This window comes from Solimonas terrae (assembly GCF_011067135.1).
Classification (GTDB): domain Bacteria; phylum Pseudomonadota; class Gammaproteobacteria; order Nevskiales; family Nevskiaceae; genus Solimonas; species Solimonas terrae.
On record NZ_JAAMOW010000004.1, the window covers coordinates 405,932 to 422,808 of the forward strand.

Below are 16,877 nucleotides of genomic sequence, written 5' to 3' on the forward strand. Positions count from 1 at the left end.
GGCAAAATGAACATGAACGACAGCCCCGAAATCGAAGAACTGCATCGCGGTCGCTTTCTGCGACTGGTCCGCGATCGCCATTGGGAATACGTCACGCGTGTCAACAGCAGCGGTGCCGGCTTCATCGCCGCGCTGACCGATGCCGGTGAAGTCGTGCTGGTCGAGCAGTACCGACTGCCGCTGCATGCCCGCACCATCGAATTGCCGGCCGGCATGATCGGCGACGAGGCGGCGTTCCAGGACGAAAGCATCGAGGCGTCGGCCTTGCGAGAGCTCGAAGAGGAAACCGGCTTTCGCGGCACGCATGCGCAGATTCTGATGTCCGGTCCGGTTGCCGCCGGCCTGACCAGCGAGATGCTGCACCTCGTGCGCATCCGCGGTCTGCAGCGCGTCGGCGCCGGCGGTGGTGTCGATGGCGAAGACATTACCGTGCATCTCGTGCCGCTTGCCGACGTCGACGGATGGCTGCGGCGCAAGCAGGGCGACGGCCTGCTGATCGAACCGCGCATTTATGCGGCCCTGTATTTCCTGTCGCGTGACGGCTGCTGACTACGCGGCGCGCGGCGGCTCCAGCAGACGCGCGAAATCCTCTGCGCGAACACCGGGGCTGTAGCGGAATCCCTGCACCTCGTCGCAGCCGCGATCCAGCAAGTATTGCTCCTGCTCCTCCGTTTCCACGCCTTCGGCGATCACCCGGATGTCGAGGCTGCGCGCCATCGCGATGATGGCATTGACGACTGCGGCATCGGCGGCGTCGTTGGCGATGTCGCGCACGAATGATCGGTCGATCTTGATCTTGTCGATCGGGAAGCGCGTCAGATAGGCGAGGCTCGAATACCCCGTGCCGAAGTCGTCGACGACGATGGCGATGCCGAGCCGACGCAGCTCGCGCAGCACTTCCGCGCTTTCCTCCGGGCTTTGCATCAGCATGCCTTCGGTGATTTCCAGTTCCATGCAATGCGCCGGCAGACCGCTTTCCGTGAGCACTCTTTGCAGCAACTGTGGCAGATCCTTCTGCTGGAACTGCCGCGGCGACACGTTGACAGCCAGACGCAGATTGCGACCGGCGGTGCGCTGCAGTGCCACACATTCCCGGCAGGCGCTGTGCAGCACCCATTCGCCGAGCGTCAGGATCAGGCCGGTCTCCTCGGCAACCGGAATGAAACGATCCGGCGATACCTCGCCGTGGCGTGGACTGGACCAGCGTACCAGCGCTTCCATGCCGACGATGCGGCCATCGCGCAGCGAGATCTCCGGCTGATAGACGATGGTCAGTTCGCTGCTCTCGATTGCGCGACGCAATGCGGTGCCGAGCGCCAGTTTCTCTTCGGTCTGCTGCAGCATGGCCGTCGTGAACCAGTGGAAATTGCTGCGGCCGCTGGCCTTGGCGTGGTACATCGCGGTGTCGGCATTCTTCAGCAGCGCGCCGGGGTCGCTGCCGTCGGCCGGAAACATGCAGCCGCCGATGCTCGTCGTCACCAGCAGTTCGTGCCCGTCGAACGACATCGGCGCCGAGATCGTCCGCATCAGTTCATTGATCAGCGGCTGGACGTCGCTGGCCGAATGGATGCCGGTCAGCACGATGACGAATTCGTCGCCCCCCAATCGCGCCACCGTGTCGACATCGCGTACGCGGCGCTGCAGGCGTTGCGAAATCTTCAGCAGCAGCTTGTCGCCGATCTGATGACCGAGTGAATCATTGATGCGCTTGAAGTGATCGAGATCGAGCATCAGCACGACGACACCGCCACCGCTGCGGCGGGCCTGACGGATCGCGCTTTCGAGGCGGTCCAGCAGCAGCGTCCGGTTCGGCAGATTGGTCAGGGCGTCGTGATGTGCCATGTGGCGGATGAAGGCCTCGGCACGGCGGCGTTCGGTGATGTCGTAGGCCACCTTGAGGAAGCCGTTGACACGGCCGCTCTCGTCGCGCATCGCGGTGATCGCGATGTTGACCGGCACCCGCGAACCGTCGCGATGCACATAGGTCCACTCGCGCTCGTCGGCTGTGGTGCGGCTGCCGGAAGCGACGATGACCTGGAAGTTGGCGGGAATGTGCAGCCCGGTCTGGGTCGACAGCTCCTCGGCGCGGCGCTCGACCTCTGCCGGTTCGTGCATGACCATCGCCGACTGGCCGACCAGCGCCTGCGGCGGATAGCCGAGCAACTGTTCGGCCGCCGGATTGATCGCGACGATCTGCCCTTCGGTGTCGGTCGCGATGACGCTGAACGGCAGGCTGTCGAGGATGGCCTGGCGCAGGACACCGGCCTGCAACGAGCGCTGCAGACGGTCGGCGCTCAGGCGTTCGGTGATGTCGATCACCGAGGCGAGCACGAACTGCGCCTGCTCGATGCGCAGCGGATTGAGCCCGATCTCGATCGGCACTTCGCTGCCGTTCTTGCGCAGGCCGTAAAGATCGCGGCCGGCCCCCATCGCGCGGGCGTCCGGCTGGCTGAAGAAACCGTTGCGCGAGCGCTCATGCTGATGCCGGAAGCGCTTCGGGATCAGTGACTCGATCGTCAGCTCCAGCAACTCCTGGCGGCTGTAACCGAACAGCTTCTCGGCCTGCGAGTTGACCAGCACGATGCCACCGCCGGCGTTGACCATCAGCATGGCATTCGGCGCCGCCTCGATGACCAGACGCAGGCGTTCCTCGCTGCGCTTGCGCTCGGTGATGTCGATGATCGACGCCAGCACGAACACGCCTTCCGGCATCTTCAGCGGATTGAGGCCGATCTCGATCGGCACCTCGCTGCCGTCCTTGCGTACGCCATACAGGTCGCGACCTGCGCCCATGGATCGGGTATCGGGGTGCGCGAAGAAGCCACGTCGATAGCCGTGATGTGCGCCGCGAAAGCGTTGCGGCACCAGCATTTCCACGGACTGGCCGAGCATTTCGCTGCGCAGGTGACCGAACAGGCGTTCCGTCTGCGAATTGACGAGGATGATCGTGCCCTGCTGGTCGACCATGATCATCGCGTTCGGGGTCGCTTCGATGACCAGCCGCAGGCGCTGCTCTTCGCCGAGGGCGGGCAGGGGCCCGGGCGTTTCAGCGTGCACGTCGTTAGGCATGTCGGCGGCCAGAGGCGGGAATCGTCCGGAATTTAGGCCGCCAGCACCCCTCGCGCGGGCGCGCGGGCGCCGAACGTATCGAATCGGCCGACCGGCGAGTGGGCGGCCGGCAGGTCGGCTGCCGTCAGGGCGCGAACAGCAGGGTCAGTTCCAGGCCGACGGTCTTGCCCTCGATGGTGGGTGTCAGGCTGACGCGCTGCCTGCCTTGATACGGCGTGGTGATCAATTTGGAGATGCCGTAGGAAAGCGCACAGCCGGCGATGACGTCGCGCAGGTGGTGGTAGTGCTCGTCGACACGCGAGTAGCCGGTGAATATCGCGGTGCCGTACAGCGGCAGGCTGTATTGCCAGCCGTAGCGATCACTGATGAACGCGGCCGCCGAACAGGCTGCCGAGGTGTGGCCGGACGGAAACGATTCATTTCCGCCGTTCGGACGCTTGCCCCAGGCGGTGTGATCGAAGCTGTATTTCAGAACCTCGGTGGCTGCAAAGCTCGCGGCAAAATCGTAGGCGTACTGCCTGGTGCCCTGATAGTCGCCCTTGTACAAGGTCACGCCGGTGGCGACCAGCGGGTTGAGCACCTGGAAGATATCGCCTGCGGCGAGGTCCGGATCGTCGTGCAGTTCGCTGACGATGCCACCGGCCTGCGCAGTCGGTGTGCAGAGCACGGTCAGTGACAGTGCCACGCCAGCCGCGCCCGCGCCTATCGCCCGCATTCCACCGTTCCTCGCAAGTAGTGCCTGCGCGCGACTGTGGGGCGGGCCTTGTCAACGCCACGTGCGAATCGCGTCAACGGAATGTCGAAACACCGGTGCGACGGCACGGACGTGCGGTTTTCGCCGATCGGCGGACGCGTTAAGCTAAGAGCTTGTAGCCGGGGGTGCCGTCACGGGGTGACGGCTGAGAACAGACCCTTGGAACCTGGCCGGTCCCCATTCATGCCGGCGAAGGGAAGGCTCACGGACGGCGGTCGCCGGTCCGCGCTCGTTCCCGCTCGCCATGCTTCGCAGGTGATGCCGATGAACGCAGTCCCGCAGGACATCTTCCACAAGGCCGACGAGCTGTCGGACGAGGTCCGCAAGCCGTTTCCGCGCAGCCGCAAGATTCATGTCGAAGGCCCCGGCGGCCTGCGCGTGCCGATGCGCGAGATTTCGCTGTCGGCCACCAAGACGGCCAACGGCATCGAGCCGAATCCGCCGGTCACGGTCTACGACACCTCAGGTCCGTATTCCGATCCGGACGTGAAGATCGATCTGCGCGCCGGTCTGTCGCCGCTGCGCGAGTCGTGGATCGCCGCGCGTGGCGACACCGAGCAGCTGCGTGGGCCGAGTTCGATCTTCGGCCGCATTCGCGCTGCCGACGACAAGACGGCGCCGCTGCGCTTCGAGCACATCCGCGCACCGCGCAAGGCCAAGACTGGCGCCAATGTCAGCCAGATGCACTATGCGCGGCAGGGCATCATCACGCCGGAAATGGAGTTCATCGCGATCCGCGAGAACGCACGCCTGGACGAGCTGCGCGAAAGCTACGAGGCCGCCGGCTATCTTCGCCGTCAGCACGCCGGGCAGAACTTCGGGGCGTTCATGCAGAAGCAGATCACGCCGGAATTCGTGCGCAGCGAAGTCGTGCGCGGTCGCGCGATCATCCCGGCCAACATCAACCACCCGGAACTCGAGCCGATGATCATCGGCCGCAACTTCCGCGTGAAGATCAATGCCAACATCGGCAACAGCGCGGTGTCGTCGTCGATCGCCGAAGAAGTCGAGAAGATGGTGTGGTCGACGCGCTGGGGCGGCGACACCGTGATGGATCTGTCGACCGGCAAGAACATCCACGAAACGCGCGAATGGATTCTGCGCAATTCGCCGGTGCCGATCGGCACGGTGCCGATCTATCAGGCACTGGAAAAGGTCGATGGCAAGGCCGAGGAACTGACCTGGGAGCTGTATCGCGATACGCTGATCGAACAGGCCGAGCAGGGCGTCGACTACTTCACGATCCATGCCGGCGTGCTGCTTCGCTACATCCCGTGGACCGCGAACCGCGTGACCGGCATCGTCAGCCGCGGCGGCTCGATCCTCGCCAAGTGGTGCCTCGCGCATCACAAGGAGAATTTCCTCTATACGCATTTCGAGGAAATCTGCGAAATCATGAAGGCTTACGACGTCAGCTTCTCGCTTGGCGACGGTCTGCGTCCGGGCTCGATCGCCGACGCCAACGACGAAGCGCAGTTCGGCGAGCTGCACACGCTCGGCGAGCTGACCGGGATCGCCTGGAAGCACGACGTGCAGACGATGATCGAAGGTCCCGGCCACGTGCCCTTGCAGCTGATCAAGGACAACATGGACGAGCAGCTCAAGCACTGCTTCGAGGCGCCGTTCTACACGCTCGGGCCGCTGACCACCGACATCGCGCCGGGTTACGACCACATCACCTCCGGCATCGGCGCCGCCAACATCGGCTGGTATGGCTGCGCGATGCTCTGCTATGTCACGCCCAAGGAGCATCTCGGCCTGCCCGACAAGGACGATGTGCGCGAAGGCATCATCACCTACAAGATCGCCGCACACGCCGCCGATCTCGCCAAGGGCTTTCCGGGCGCGCAGGTGCGCGACAACGCGCTGTCCAAGGCGCGCTTCGAGTTCCGCTGGGAAGACCAGTTCAACCTCGGCCTCGATCCGGAAAAGGCGCAGGAATTCCACGACGAGACGCTGCCGCAGGAAGGCGCCAAGCTCGCGCACTTCTGCTCGATGTGCGGCCCGCACTTCTGCTCGATGAAGATCACCCAGGACGTGCGCGACTACGCGGCCAGGATCGGCGCCGACGAAGCGGCGGCGCTGGAACAGGGCATGGCCGAGAAGTCGGCGGAATTCAAGCAGGCGGGCGCCGAGGTCTATCGCACCCTGTGACGGGGGTGCTTCCGGAGATCCGGTATCGCGCGTTGCATTAGTACTAGAGCCGGACTCGTCCGGCGCCGGAGCACGGACCGATGAGAAGATCGATGTGGTTGCGCCTGCCGATCACGCTGCTGCTGGCAGCCGGAATGGTCACGCCGGTGCTCGCCGACGGACCGGTATCGATCTCCGCGCGCGCGCTCGATGCGACTGCGCCCCCGACGACGATGGCGGCGCTGGCCGATGCCAGACCGGTGGTCGCGCCGCACGCGATGGTGGTCTCGGCCCAGCATCTGGCGACCGAAGTCGGGGTGCAGATCCTGAAGCGCGGCGGCAATGCGATCGACGCCGCCGTTGCTGTCGGTTACGCGCTGGCGGTCGTGCATCCCTGCTGCGGCAATATCGGCGGCGGCGGCTTCATGCTGATTCATCTTGCCGACGGTCAAGACGTTTTCCTCGACTTCCGCGAGAAGGCGCCGGGCAAGGCAACGCCGACGATGTTCCAGGACGACAACGGCACCGTCGTCAGTGGGCGCAGCACCATGACCTGGCTCGGCGTCGGTGTGCCCGGCACGGTGATGGGCCTGGAGGCAGCGCGGACGAAGTACGGCAGCCTGAGCCGCAGCCAGCTGATGCAGCCGGCGATCGATCTCGCCCGCAAGGGTTATGTGCTGCAGCAGGGCGACATCAACATTCTCGGTAGCCGCACGGCCGACTTCGCGAAGTCGCCGAACGTAGCGGCGATTTTCCTCAAACAGGGGCAAGCCCTGCAGGTCGGCGAGCGGCTGGTGCAGCCGCAGCTCGCGCACACGCTGGAGCTGATCGAAAAATCCGGCCCCGATGCGTTCTATCACGGGCCGATCGCCCACTCGCTGGTGATGGCGAGCATCGCCCACGGTGGCATTCTGTCGATGCAGGATCTCGCCGACTACCGGGTGCAATGGGACGCGCCGGTGGCCTGCAGCTATCATGGCTACCGCATCGTCTCCGCGCCGCCGCCGAGCTCCGGCGGCACCACGATCTGCCAGATCCTGCAGATTCTCGAACCCTATCCGCTCCAGCAATGGGGCTATGGTGCCGCGCCGAGCGTGCACGTCATCGCCGAGGCCGAGCGCCGCGCGTTCGCAGATCGCAACACGTATCTCGGCGATCCGGCCTTCGTGAAGAATCCGCTCGATCAGCTGCTCTCGAGCGCGCACGCCGAGCAGCTTCGCAGCACGATCAGGGCCGACCGCGCGACGCCTTCGAGCGAGATCCACGGCAGCCTGCCGGCCGATGAAGGCCAGCACACGACGCACTATTCGATCGTCGATGCCAGCGGCAATGCGGTCAGCGTGACATACACGATCAACTATCTGTTCGGCATCGCGCAGATCGCCGGCGACACCGGGTTCTTCCTCAACAACGAGATGGACGACTTCACCGCCAAGCCCGGCGTGCCGAACGGCTTCGGGCTCGTGCAGGGCAAGGTCAATCAGGTCGAGGCCGGCAAGCGGCCGCTCAGTTCGATGTCGCCGACCATCGTGCTGAAGGACGGCAAGCTCTACATGGTGACCGGCAGCCCCGGCGGTTCGACCATCATCTCGACCACCCTGCAGAGCTTTCTCAATGTCGCGGCTTTCGGCATGAACATGCAGCAGTCGGTCGATGCGCCGCGCCTGCACATGCAGTGGCTGCCGGACCTGATCGCCGTCGAACCCGGCTTGCTGACGCCGGACGTGCAGGCGCGGCTCGAAGCGATGGGCCACACGATCCACGAGGTGAAATCCTGGGGCGCCGACGAGGCCATCCTCGTCGATCCGCAGGGCGGCACCCTGCACGGCGCCAACGACCGGCGGCGTCCGGCCGGACTGGCGGCGGGCTACTGAGCCGAGCGCTTCAAGCCGTTGCCAGCTGCACTCGCGGCCGGCGCGCGCGCCAGAGACCGTCGCCGGCGTAGACCACCAGCGCCAGCCAGATCAGGCCGAAGCCGATCGCCTGCACGTGCGTGAACGCCTCGTGGAACACGAAGATGCCGCCGAGGAACTGCATGGTCGGCGCCACGTACTGCATCAGGCCGATCGTCGACAGCGGCACGCGACGCACGCCGTACGCGAACAACACCAGCGGTACCGCCGTGATGACGCCGCCGGCGATCAGCAGAACGGCGAGCAGCGGGCCATGCGCCGCGAACTGCAGCGTCCCCGCATGCGCCGCCCAGGCCAGATACGCGAACATCAGCGGCGTGATCAGCAGGGTCTCGACGCCGAGGCCGGCGACCGCATCGACGACCACCATCTTGCGCACGAGGCCGTAGGTGCCGAACGACACGGCGAGCGTCAAGGCGATCCACGGCGGCCGGCCGACCTGCCAGCTTAGCCAGGCGACTCCCAGCGCGGCGATCGACACGGCCAGCCACTGTGCACGGTTCAGGCGCTCGCTCAGCACGAATACGCCAAGCAGCACGCTGACCAGCGGATTGATGAAATAGCCGAGGCTGGATTCGAGCACATGGCCGTTGCCGACGGCCCAGACATAGACCAGCCAGTTGATGCTGATCAGCGAGGCCGAAGCGGCGAGCCGTATGGCGACGGTCCGGTCACGCAGCGCGGCGGTGATCTTGCCGAGCTCGCCGCGCCACGCCAGGTAGCCGAACACGAACAGGCAGGCCCAGACCACACGGTGCGCCATGATCTCGATCGAGCCGGCCGGCTTGAGCAGGCTGATGTAGAGCGGCAGCAGCCCCCAGGTCAGGAACGCCGCGAACGCAGCCATGAAGCCGCGCCGGTAGGTGGTTTCGTCTTCGCTCATGCCGCGTGCTCCCGGAACGGGGTGGGTGCCGGCCGCGCCGGCAGGGGGTCATCGAGGTTCACACCTTCGTCGGCGAAGGCTTGGCGAACGCTGTCACGTGCGAGCGTGCGCTGTGTCAGAGCCGTCCAGCGCGGGTACTGATGCTCTGGCGCAAAGCCATAGCGCTTCGCCCAGCGGTAAAACACGATCAGATAGGCGTCGACGACACTGAATCGGCCGACGCTGAAGTCCGCCTCGAGTACCTGCTCGGGCAGCCGCGATTCGAGATCGCTCCAGTCGCGCTTCAGCAGTGCGCGGCCGCTGGATTCCACGGCGGCCTGTGCGCCGGGGTCCTGCGCATAGCGCGCCGGATAGAAAACCTGCATGAACGCATGGGCGTGCACGTCGGTGGCGAGCCACGACAGCCACTCCCAGGCCTGCGCCGCGCGTGCCGGTTCGGCCGGCAGGAGTCGGGCCTGCGGGTGGCGGGAGGCGAGAAACTGCAGGATCGCGAGATTTTCCGTCAGCACGCCTTCCTGACCGTCGAGTCGATACCGCAGCACCGGCACATGCCCGCGCGGATTGAGCGCCAGGAATTCCGGCCGACGCTGGTCGCCGGACGGCAGCAGCAAGCGCGTCGTCGCGTAGTCGGCGAGGCCGGCGCGGCGAATCTCTTCGAGCGCAATGTGCGCCGCCAGCGAGCAGGCGCCGGGCGCGTAATAGAGTCGGTAATGGGTCATCGCGGAGCCTCCGGCTCTTGAACGGCGCGCAGTCTGCGCGAGCGCCCACGCCAAGGGAATCGAAGTCTTTTGCGATCAACTGTGAGCGGAATTCACAGTGGACGGCATACACTGCCGGCATGGCCATTCGCCTTCCACCGCTCGCCAGCTTGCAGGCCTTCGAGGCCGCCATGCGGCATCGCTCGTATACGCGTGCGGCACGGGAACTGGCGCTGACGCACGGCGCCATCAGCCATCACATCGCGACGCTGGAAGAACGACTCGGCGTACGCCTGTTCGAACGCGAAGGCCGGCAGATGATGCCGACCGAACACGGCCGCATCCTCGTCGTCAAAGTGCGCCAGGCGCTGGGCTTGCTCGAACGCAGCTTTGCGCACGCGACGCCGACCGAACACCGGACCCTGAATCTCAGCGTGTTGCCGTCACTCGCGAGCCGCTGGCTGGTGCCGCGGCTCGGCGGCTTCAACGCGCGCCATCCACAGATCGATCTGTGTCTGGATGTGCGCGCCGAACTGGCCGACCTTGCGGCCGGCGACGCCGACGCCGCAATCCGCTTCGGTGCCGGCGGCTGGCCCGACGTACAGCAGGTGCGCCTGATGGGCGACGAACTGTTCTGCGTCTGCGCCCCGGCCTACAACAACGGGGCCCTGCCGACGAGTCCGGCGGAACTGGCCGGACATACGTTGCTGCGCAATCCCTGGCTGCCGTGGGAGCCGTGGCTGCACGCCGCGAATCTCGATTTTCGCGAGCCGAAGCGTGGGCCGGTGTTCACCGACTCGGCCGTACTGCTCGACGCCGCGGCCGCCGGCCTGGGAATCGCGCTCGCGCGGCGCACGCTGGTCGAGGGCGATCTGCAAAGCGGACGGCTGCAGCGCCTGTTCGATCTCAGTGTCACCGATCCGTCGTCGTACTTCTTCGTCTGGCGCGCCGACCATCCGAGACTCGATGCCCTGTTCGCGCTGCGCGACTGGCTGCTGGAACAGAATCAGGCGCACTAGCTCATGAGCGGTGCGTTTCGATGATCACGACCCCGTTGCGGATTGTCCCGCAGAGGGCGGCGCATTCAGCAACTCGTTGATCTCGTCTATGAAGTGGTCGAGGCTCTTTTCGGAATAGCCAACATGATGCTCAGCGATGCGGCCGTCCTTGCCGATGATGAACATATTGGGAATGCTTTTCACGCCGTATTTTCCAGTCAAGCCCGTGCTTGCCCAGCCGAGCGTCAGAGGGAGCGTCTTGAAGACAATTTTGATCCGTCGAAATAGGTCCCAGCTTTCGTGGTAGTTCATGGCGACAATCGCAAGTTTGCCCTGTGCGGCCGGCACTTGTGCGAGCCGGCCCAGAGTGTCCATTTCATTCAGACATGGACCGCACCAAGATGCCCAGAACGTCAGCACAACGACTTGCCCGTGCAGAGCATTGAGATCGATCGGCTCGCCATGCTGGTCGTTGCCGAAGTCATTCAGCGCTATCGGCATGTCGCCAATCTGCGGCACCGCCGATTCGGATGCATGGGCGCCCGAAACAATAAATGCCGCCCAAAGCGCGGCCACGACCACACTTTTTTTCATCGATCTACTTCTCCTTGGCCATCGGTGAGCGTTCGCTCGTCCACTGTGCCCGGCCCAAATCCGCGGTGCTGGCGATGACGCCTTGTATCACGGCTCGCAGGATCGGTTTCGCGACAGGGATCACATCAACTTGCAGCCTGGATGGCATCCATGATGCCGGCCTGCGTGATCGATGCTACGGGGCTGGAAGCGAGCCGTGACCGCCTTCATCGTTCGGCTCGAGTCCACCATGACCGCGACGGATCAGCGTCTTGCGCCACTGCCACTGTGTCGCCTCGTCGCTGCGTGCCAGATATTTCACGGCGCCGCCGATGCTGACGGCGACGGGGGTGCCGTTGCGGAACAGGATGCGGTTGCCGGGCAGCGCCGGCACGCGCTCGCCGGGCAGCACGCAAGCGGTCAGGTTCAGCGGGTCGCTGCCGCAGACGACGACAAAGTCTTCGTCTTTCTCCTCGCGAAAGCGGCGCAGGCTTCCGGCGGCTTCCGGCAGGGCGAACTGCTCGCCCGCAAAGCCGCTGACGAAGCGGCCGCCGCGAATCTCGCCGCGCGCCTCGAGCCGGCGCAGGACATAGAACAGTTCGCGCCATGGCGGCAGCTGCGGTTCGCGTTCGATCAGCTTGCGGAACACCACGCCATAGCGCTTCAGCAGCACGCGTGCGATGTGTTCGATGTCGTCGCCCGTCTTCGTCGCGTCGTCATCATCCGCCGCCGGTTTGCGCGCGCGCACCAGCGTCCAGCGGCCGGCGCTTTCGAGATTCTGGAACGCTGCCCTGACGCCGCCACGCCGCAGGCGCCGTGCCTTGATTTCGGCCGGCGCCACCAGTGCGCGCAGGCCGGCGAAGCCGTCGGCGGTCAGCAGGCCGTGGCTGACCAGTTCGCCAAGCGCAGCTTCGACCTCGCTGCGCAGACGGCCGGTGTCGGCAACCAGGTCGACGAAGAACGACGCGCCGTGTTCGCGCAGCGCGGCGAGCACGGCCTGCGCCGCACCGGACAGCTCCGGTTCGGCATCCGGTGCCGACTGCCAGTGGCGTGCCAGCTCGCGTGGCAGCAGCACGATCGGTGTCGCGCGCACCGGCGCACTCTTGCGTGCGCTGTCGCCATTGCCCGGCGGTCGCTGCCAGATCACGCGGCCGCTCGCGCACAGCTGATCGAGCCAGTGTTCCTCGTACCAGCGCATGCGCGCCGGCAGGATTTCCGTCTCCCAGGCACTGGCCGCGACCGGAAAGCCCTCGAGCTGCGCGAGCACCAGTTCCAGCGCGGCCGGCCCTTCGCGCTGCTGACTGCCGACCAGACCTTGCCAGTCGAACAGGAAACGCATGAACGCGGCGGCCGGCACCGCCTGGAATTCGGCGCGCTTGCGGTCGCGCGTGTAGCGGTGAATGCGCGCCAGCCGGCGCCGCTCGCACCACTCGGTGTCGCGGGCGGCGATCGCCTCGGGCGTGAAGGTGCCGCGCATGACGTAGCCCTGCTGTTCGAGGGCGAGAAGGGCTGGGGTGATCGCGTCGCCGGACACGCCCAGCGGCGCGCCGAGCGCCATCGCGGTGACGGGGCCGTGCAACTCCAGGCGGCTGCGCATCAGTTCGCGCAGGGCGCTGTCGGCATCGACCGGCGCGCCGAGTTCAGGGGCGTCGCCGTCGAGGCGTGCATCCGGGAGAATCGCACGCAGCTCGCGCAGGCGTTCGGCGGCAACCCATAGACCCTCAGCTGTTTTCGCAGAAGTGGTGCAAGCCGCGAGCTCGGGCGACGATCCGGCGTGCATTTCGCGGCTCGCGCCGCGCCTGCAAGGGAGGCGCAGGCGGACGACGCGGCGTGCCGCCATCAGTCGATCGAGCATTCCGCGCCAGTGCTCTGTTTCCGTGTCGGTCAGAAAGCCGTGCACGACCAATGCGTCGTGCAGCTCGTCCTCGTTCAGCGGCTCGGGCTGCATTTCCTCGCGCACGCGCGCGATCGCGCTGCCGTCGAGTTCGCCGAGATCGCGAGCGGTCGCTGCCTCGGCAAAGCCGCTGCTGCGCACCGTCAGCGTGCGTCGTTCCTCGGCGGGCGCGTCGTCGAGAAACGCGTAGGGCTTGGCGGTGAGGATGGAACCGGACAGCGGCGATGGTGCTGTCAGATCGCGACAGATGATTTCCACGGCGCCGGATTCGATCCGCTTGAGCAGCGCAATGAAGCCATCGACGTCCATGACCTCGTGCAGACAGTCTTCGAGCGCCTGATGCACCAGCGGGTGGTCCGGCACTTCACGATCGCCCGGCAGATTGTCCTGACAGGCAACGGCGTCCGGAAACGCGTGCGTCAGCAGATCTTCCGCGTCGGAGCGTTGCCATTGCGGCGGCACGCGCTTGCCGTTGCGGTTGCGCGCGACGGCCAGCGCAATCGACGCGACCCAGCGCCAGCGCGTGCCGAACATCGGCGCCTGCAGCACGGCCTGTGTCAGCACTTCGCGTGCGCTGTTCGAATGCAGGTAATGCGCAACCTCGTCGAGCGGGAAGCTGTGCGTCGGGCCCAGTGACAGCACCAGCGAGTCGTCGAGCGCGGCGGCCTGCAGCTCGAAATTGAACTGCCGGCAGAAACGCTTGCGCAGTGCCAGTCCCCAGGCGCGCATGATGCGCGAGCCCAGCGGTGCGTGGATCACCAGATGCGTATCGCCGACCTCGTCGAAGAACCGCTCGAACACGATGCGGTCGCGCGTCGGCAACAGGCCCAGCGCGGTTCTGGCGCTGCCGTAGTAGTTCGCGAGCTGCGCGGCGCCGTTGCCGCCGAGACCATAGTCGCGCTGCAGCCAGGCGACGCCGCTTTCAAGCTCGTCGCTCAGCCGTTCGTTGGCCTGCGCGCGCAGCTTCGAGACCGCGGTCGACAGCTCGTCGGAGCGGCCTAGGCCTTCGCCGAGCCAGAACGGCATCGTCGGTGGCTGGCCCTTGGCGTCCTCGACCAGCACGCGGCCGGTTTCGATCTTGACGATGCGGTAGGAAGTGTTGCCGAGCTGCACGATGTCGCCAGGCAGCGATTCGAACGCGAAGTCCTCGTTGAGCGTGCCGACCCGCAGACCTTCCGGGACCAGCTCGACTTCGTAATCGAACTGGTCGGGGATCGTGCCGGCGTTGGTCACCGTCGTCAGCTTCGCGCCGCGTCGGCCGCGCAGGCGGCGGTTGACGGCGTCGTGGTGCAGCAAGGCGCCGCGTCGACCGCGGCGCGTAACGTAGCCGTCGGCCAGCATCTGCACGACGTGCTCGAAGCGGGCGAGTGTCATGCCGGCATACGGCAGCGCGCCCGCAAATCGCGCGTGCAGTTCGTCCACGCCCCATTCGGTGCAGGACACTTCGGCAACGATCTGCTGCGCGAGCACGTCCATCGGCGCGTCCGGCACGATCACGCGATCGAGTTCGCCGCGCGCCACGCCTTCCATCAGCGCCGCGCATTCGGCGAGATCATCGAGCGTCAGCGGAAACAGCCGACCTTTCGGTGTCGCCCGCACGGCGTGTCCGGCGCGACCGACGCGCTGCAGGAAAGCGTTGATCGAGCGCGGCGAGCCGAGTTGGCAGACCAGATCGATATCGCCGATGTCGATGCCGAGTTCCAGCGACGCGGTGGCGACCAGTGCCCTGAGCTTGCCGGCCTTCAGGCGTTGTTCGGCATCGAGGCGATGTTCCTTGGCGAGGCTGCCGTGATGGGCGGTGACGGCGTCCTCGCCGATGCGTTCGGCGAGGTGACGCGCGACGCGTTCGGCCTGACGGCGCTGGTTGACGAAGATCAGCGTCGTGCGGTGTTCGTCGACCAGTTCGGCGAGGCGGTCGTAGGTTTCGCCCCAGACTTCGTTGGCCATCACCGCCGACAGCGGCGAGCGCGGCAGCTCGAGGGCCAGATCGCGTTCGCGCGTGTGGCCGGCGTCGACGATCACGCAGAGATCGCGTGCCCTGGATTCCCGCTTTCCATTTGCGACGGACGGGCCCGCGGAAGACGCGTTCGCCGGCGGCAGACCGATCGCCGCCATCGCGTCGGCGGCATCGCCGACGACCATTCCGCGCGAACCCATGAGCAGTCTCGCCATCGTCTCGATCGGCTTCTGCGTGGCCGACAGGCCGATGCGCAGCGGTGGTGTGCCGCACAGCGCATCGAGCCGCTCCAGCGACAGCGCCAGATGCGCGCCGCGCTTGCTGCCGGCGACCGCGTGCAATTCGTCGACGATGACGCTGCGCACCGTGCGCAGCATGTCGCGACCGGCATCCGAGCTGAGCAGGATGAACAGCGATTCGGGGGTCGTGACCAGAAGGTGCGGCCGCACCTTCTTCATCCGCGCGCGATCGAGCGCCGAGGTGTCGCCGGTGCGTACCGCGCTGCGGATCGCCAGCTCGCCGAGGCCGAGTTCGCGAGCGCACTGTGCGATGCCGGCCAGCGGTGCTTCGAGGTTCTTGCGGATGTCGTTGGACAAGGCTTTCAGCGGCGAGACGTACAGCACCTGGGTCTCGTCGGCGAGGCCCTGTTCGATGCCCTCGCTGACCAGATCGTTGATCGCGGCAAGAAACGCGGCGAGCGTCTTGCCCGAGCCGGTGGGCGCCGTGATCAGCGCATTGTGCTGGCGCGCCGTGACCTGCCAGGCCTGTTGCTGAACCGGCGTCGGCTGACCGAACGCCGCCGTGAACCAGCCGGCTACGGCCGGGTGGAACAGGCCGGCCAGCGGACCTTCGCGGGCAACGGCGGGAGCGGCGAGGGGAAGCTTGTGCTGCATATGGGCCTAGCTTAGAGCGTTTGGGGCTCAGGAAATGCGCCTCGGCGTTCGCGCGAGCCAGGCGTCTCCTCCGACCGACTGCCGCCGGTGCCGGCCGCGTGCCCGCTCGTCACGCCGACGAACGGCGAGGTGACTTCCGATGGCCATCGTTTGCTATGGTCGCCAAAGATTCACGCAAACGTCACAAGAAGGACACACGAACGTCATGAAGCTGTGTTGGTCCGCCGGCAGCGCCTGCGTCAATGGCCTGCAACTGAACTGGGAAGAAGCCGGACCGGCGCAGGGTGAACCGCTGCTGCTGATCATGGGGCTGGGCGGCCAACTGATCCACTGGCCGGACGCACTGTGCGCGCCGCTGGTGGCGCAGGGCTTTCGCGTGATCCGCTTCGACAACCGCGATGCCGGTCTTTCGGGCGACGGCGATCGCGGCATCAAGGTCAATCTGCCGCAGGCGTGGCTCGCCAGTCGCCTCGGGCGCTCGGCGGCGTCGAACTACACGCTGCATGACAGCGCCGACGATGTGGTCGGCCTGCTCGATACGCTGGGAATCTCCAGGGCACATATCGCCGGCGCGTCGATGGGGGGCATGATCGCGCAGATCGTCGCTGCCCGGCATGCGCGTCGCGTGCGTTCGCTGACCTCGATCATGTCGAGCACCAATCATCCGAAGCTGCCGCCGGCGCGTTTCGACGTGCTGTGGCGGATGGCCGGCGTCGGGCCGAAGCCGAAAACCCGCGAGGCCGTCATCCGCCGTTCGACGGCGATGCTGAATCGCGTCGGCAGCCCGGCCTATCCGACTCCGACCGCGTACCGCACCGCGTTGGCCGGCCGCGCCTACGATCGCGCATTCCGCCCCGCCGGTGTGGTGCGGCAGACGCAGGCGATACTCGCGACCGGCAGCTTCGAATCGCTGCTGCCGCAGATCAAGGCGCCGACGCAGATCATCCACGGTCTTGCCGATCCGCTGCTGCGCCCTGTCTGCGGTCAGCGCAGCGCGCAGCTGATCCGCGGCGCCAAACTCGAACTGATCGCCGGCATGGGTCACGACATCGCCCTGCCGCTGATGCCGCGCTGGGCCGGATTGATCACCGGCAATGCGGCGCGCGCCTGAG

The 16,877-nt window shown here is 66.3% G+C and carries 11 protein-coding genes; 5 read left to right on the top strand and 6 right to left on the bottom strand.

The window, feature by feature from the left end:
- Positions 1–12: 12 nt before the first annotated feature.
- Positions 13–549 (top strand): NUDIX hydrolase, encoded by a 537-nt coding sequence (locus G7Y85_RS10070; protein WP_166255789.1) that lies wholly within the window; start codon positions 13–15, stop codon positions 547–549.
- Here the strand turns inward: G7Y85_RS10070 and G7Y85_RS10075 are convergent, their stop codons facing one another.
- Both G7Y85_RS10075 and G7Y85_RS10080 read right to left on the bottom strand, forming a co-directional pair.
- On the bottom strand, positions 550–3,057 hold the full coding sequence (locus G7Y85_RS10075; protein WP_166255792.1) for a sensor domain-containing protein: 2,508 nt from the start codon (positions 3,055–3,057) through the stop codon (positions 550–552).
- Between the two features lie 136 nt (positions 3,058–3,193).
- A complete protein-coding gene (locus tag G7Y85_RS10080; RefSeq protein WP_166255795.1) occupies positions 3,194–3,754 on the bottom strand; it encodes a phosphatase PAP2 family protein in 561 nt (186 codons plus the stop codon).
- 333 nt (positions 3,755–4,087) lie between these two features.
- Between G7Y85_RS10080 and thiC the strand changes: the two genes are divergently transcribed.
- Both thiC and ggt read left to right on the top strand, forming a co-directional pair.
- Positions 4,088–5,977: a phosphomethylpyrimidine synthase ThiC gene (gene thiC / locus G7Y85_RS10085; RefSeq protein ID WP_166255798.1), complete on the top strand. Its 1,890-nt coding sequence runs from the start codon at positions 4,088–4,090 to the stop codon at positions 5,975–5,977.
- Between the two features lie 134 nt (positions 5,978–6,111).
- Complete coding sequence (ggt, locus tag G7Y85_RS10090; protein ID WP_436286634.1) at positions 6,112–7,830, top strand: gamma-glutamyltransferase; 1,719 nt, start codon at positions 6,112–6,114, stop codon at positions 7,828–7,830.
- A gap of 10 nt (positions 7,831–7,840) precedes the next feature.
- On the opposite strand, the gene rarD is transcribed toward ggt, so the two are convergent.
- Both rarD and G7Y85_RS10100 read right to left on the bottom strand, forming a co-directional pair.
- Positions 7,841–8,752: an EamA family transporter RarD gene (rarD, locus tag G7Y85_RS10095; protein WP_166255801.1), complete on the bottom strand. Its 912-nt coding sequence runs from the start codon at positions 8,750–8,752 to the stop codon at positions 7,841–7,843.
- Positions 8,749–9,471: a glutathione S-transferase family protein gene (locus G7Y85_RS10100; protein ID WP_166255804.1), complete on the bottom strand. Its 723-nt coding sequence runs from the start codon at positions 9,469–9,471 to the stop codon at positions 8,749–8,751. The genes rarD and G7Y85_RS10100 overlap by 4 nt, the downstream gene beginning before the upstream one ends.
- 119 nt (positions 9,472–9,590) lie before the next feature.
- On the opposite strand from G7Y85_RS10100, the gene gcvA reads away from it, so the two are divergent.
- The gene (gene gcvA, locus G7Y85_RS10105; RefSeq protein WP_166255807.1) at positions 9,591–10,469 is read left to right on the top strand and encodes a transcriptional regulator GcvA; all 879 of its coding nucleotides are present in this window, start codon (positions 9,591–9,593) and stop codon (positions 10,467–10,469) included.
- A gap of 24 nt (positions 10,470–10,493) precedes the next feature.
- On the opposite strand, the gene G7Y85_RS10110 is transcribed toward gcvA, so the two are convergent.
- Positions 10,494–11,042: a TlpA family protein disulfide reductase gene (locus tag G7Y85_RS10110; protein ID WP_166255810.1), complete on the bottom strand. Its 549-nt coding sequence runs from the start codon at positions 11,040–11,042 to the stop codon at positions 10,494–10,496.
- A gap of 175 nt (positions 11,043–11,217) precedes the next feature.
- Entirely contained in the window at positions 11,218–15,765 is a 4,548-nt protein-coding gene (locus tag G7Y85_RS10115) for a DEAD/DEAH box helicase (RefSeq protein WP_166255813.1), read from the bottom strand.
- A 205-nt stretch (positions 15,766–15,970) separates the two neighbouring features.
- Between G7Y85_RS10115 and G7Y85_RS10120 the strand changes: the two genes are divergently transcribed.
- Complete coding sequence (locus G7Y85_RS10120; RefSeq protein ID WP_166255816.1) at positions 15,971–16,876, top strand: alpha/beta fold hydrolase; 906 nt, start codon at positions 15,971–15,973, stop codon at positions 16,874–16,876.
- The last annotated feature ends 1 nt before the right edge of the window (position 16,877 follow it).

What these genes read in the sequence shown, in the direction of transcription:
- G7Y85_RS10115 (WP_166255813.1), bottom strand. Translation starts at nt 15,765, where the DNA reads ATGCAGCACAAGCTTCCCCTCGCCGCTCCCGCCGTTGCCCGCGAAGGT.
- G7Y85_RS10100 (WP_166255804.1), bottom strand. Translation starts at nt 9,471, where the DNA reads ATGACCCATTACCGACTCTATTACGCGCCCGGCGCCTGCTCGCTGGCG.
- G7Y85_RS10070 (WP_166255789.1), top strand. Translation starts at nt 13, where the DNA reads ATGAACGACAGCCCCGAAATCGAAGAACTGCATCGCGGTCGCTTTCTG.
- rarD (WP_166255801.1), bottom strand. Translation starts at nt 8,752, where the DNA reads ATGAGCGAAGACGAAACCACCTACCGGCGCGGCTTCATGGCTGCGTTC.
- thiC (WP_166255798.1), top strand. Translation starts at nt 4,088, where the DNA reads ATGAACGCAGTCCCGCAGGACATCTTCCACAAGGCCGACGAGCTGTCG.
- G7Y85_RS10120 (WP_166255816.1), top strand. Translation starts at nt 15,971, where the DNA reads ATGAAGCTGTGTTGGTCCGCCGGCAGCGCCTGCGTCAATGGCCTGCAA.
- ggt (WP_436286634.1), top strand. Translation starts at nt 6,112, where the DNA reads ATGGTCACGCCGGTGCTCGCCGACGGACCGGTATCGATCTCCGCGCGC.
- G7Y85_RS10110 (WP_166255810.1), bottom strand. Translation starts at nt 11,042, where the DNA reads ATGAAAAAAAGTGTGGTCGTGGCCGCGCTTTGGGCGGCATTTATTGTT.
- gcvA (WP_166255807.1), top strand. Translation starts at nt 9,591, where the DNA reads ATGGCCATTCGCCTTCCACCGCTCGCCAGCTTGCAGGCCTTCGAGGCC.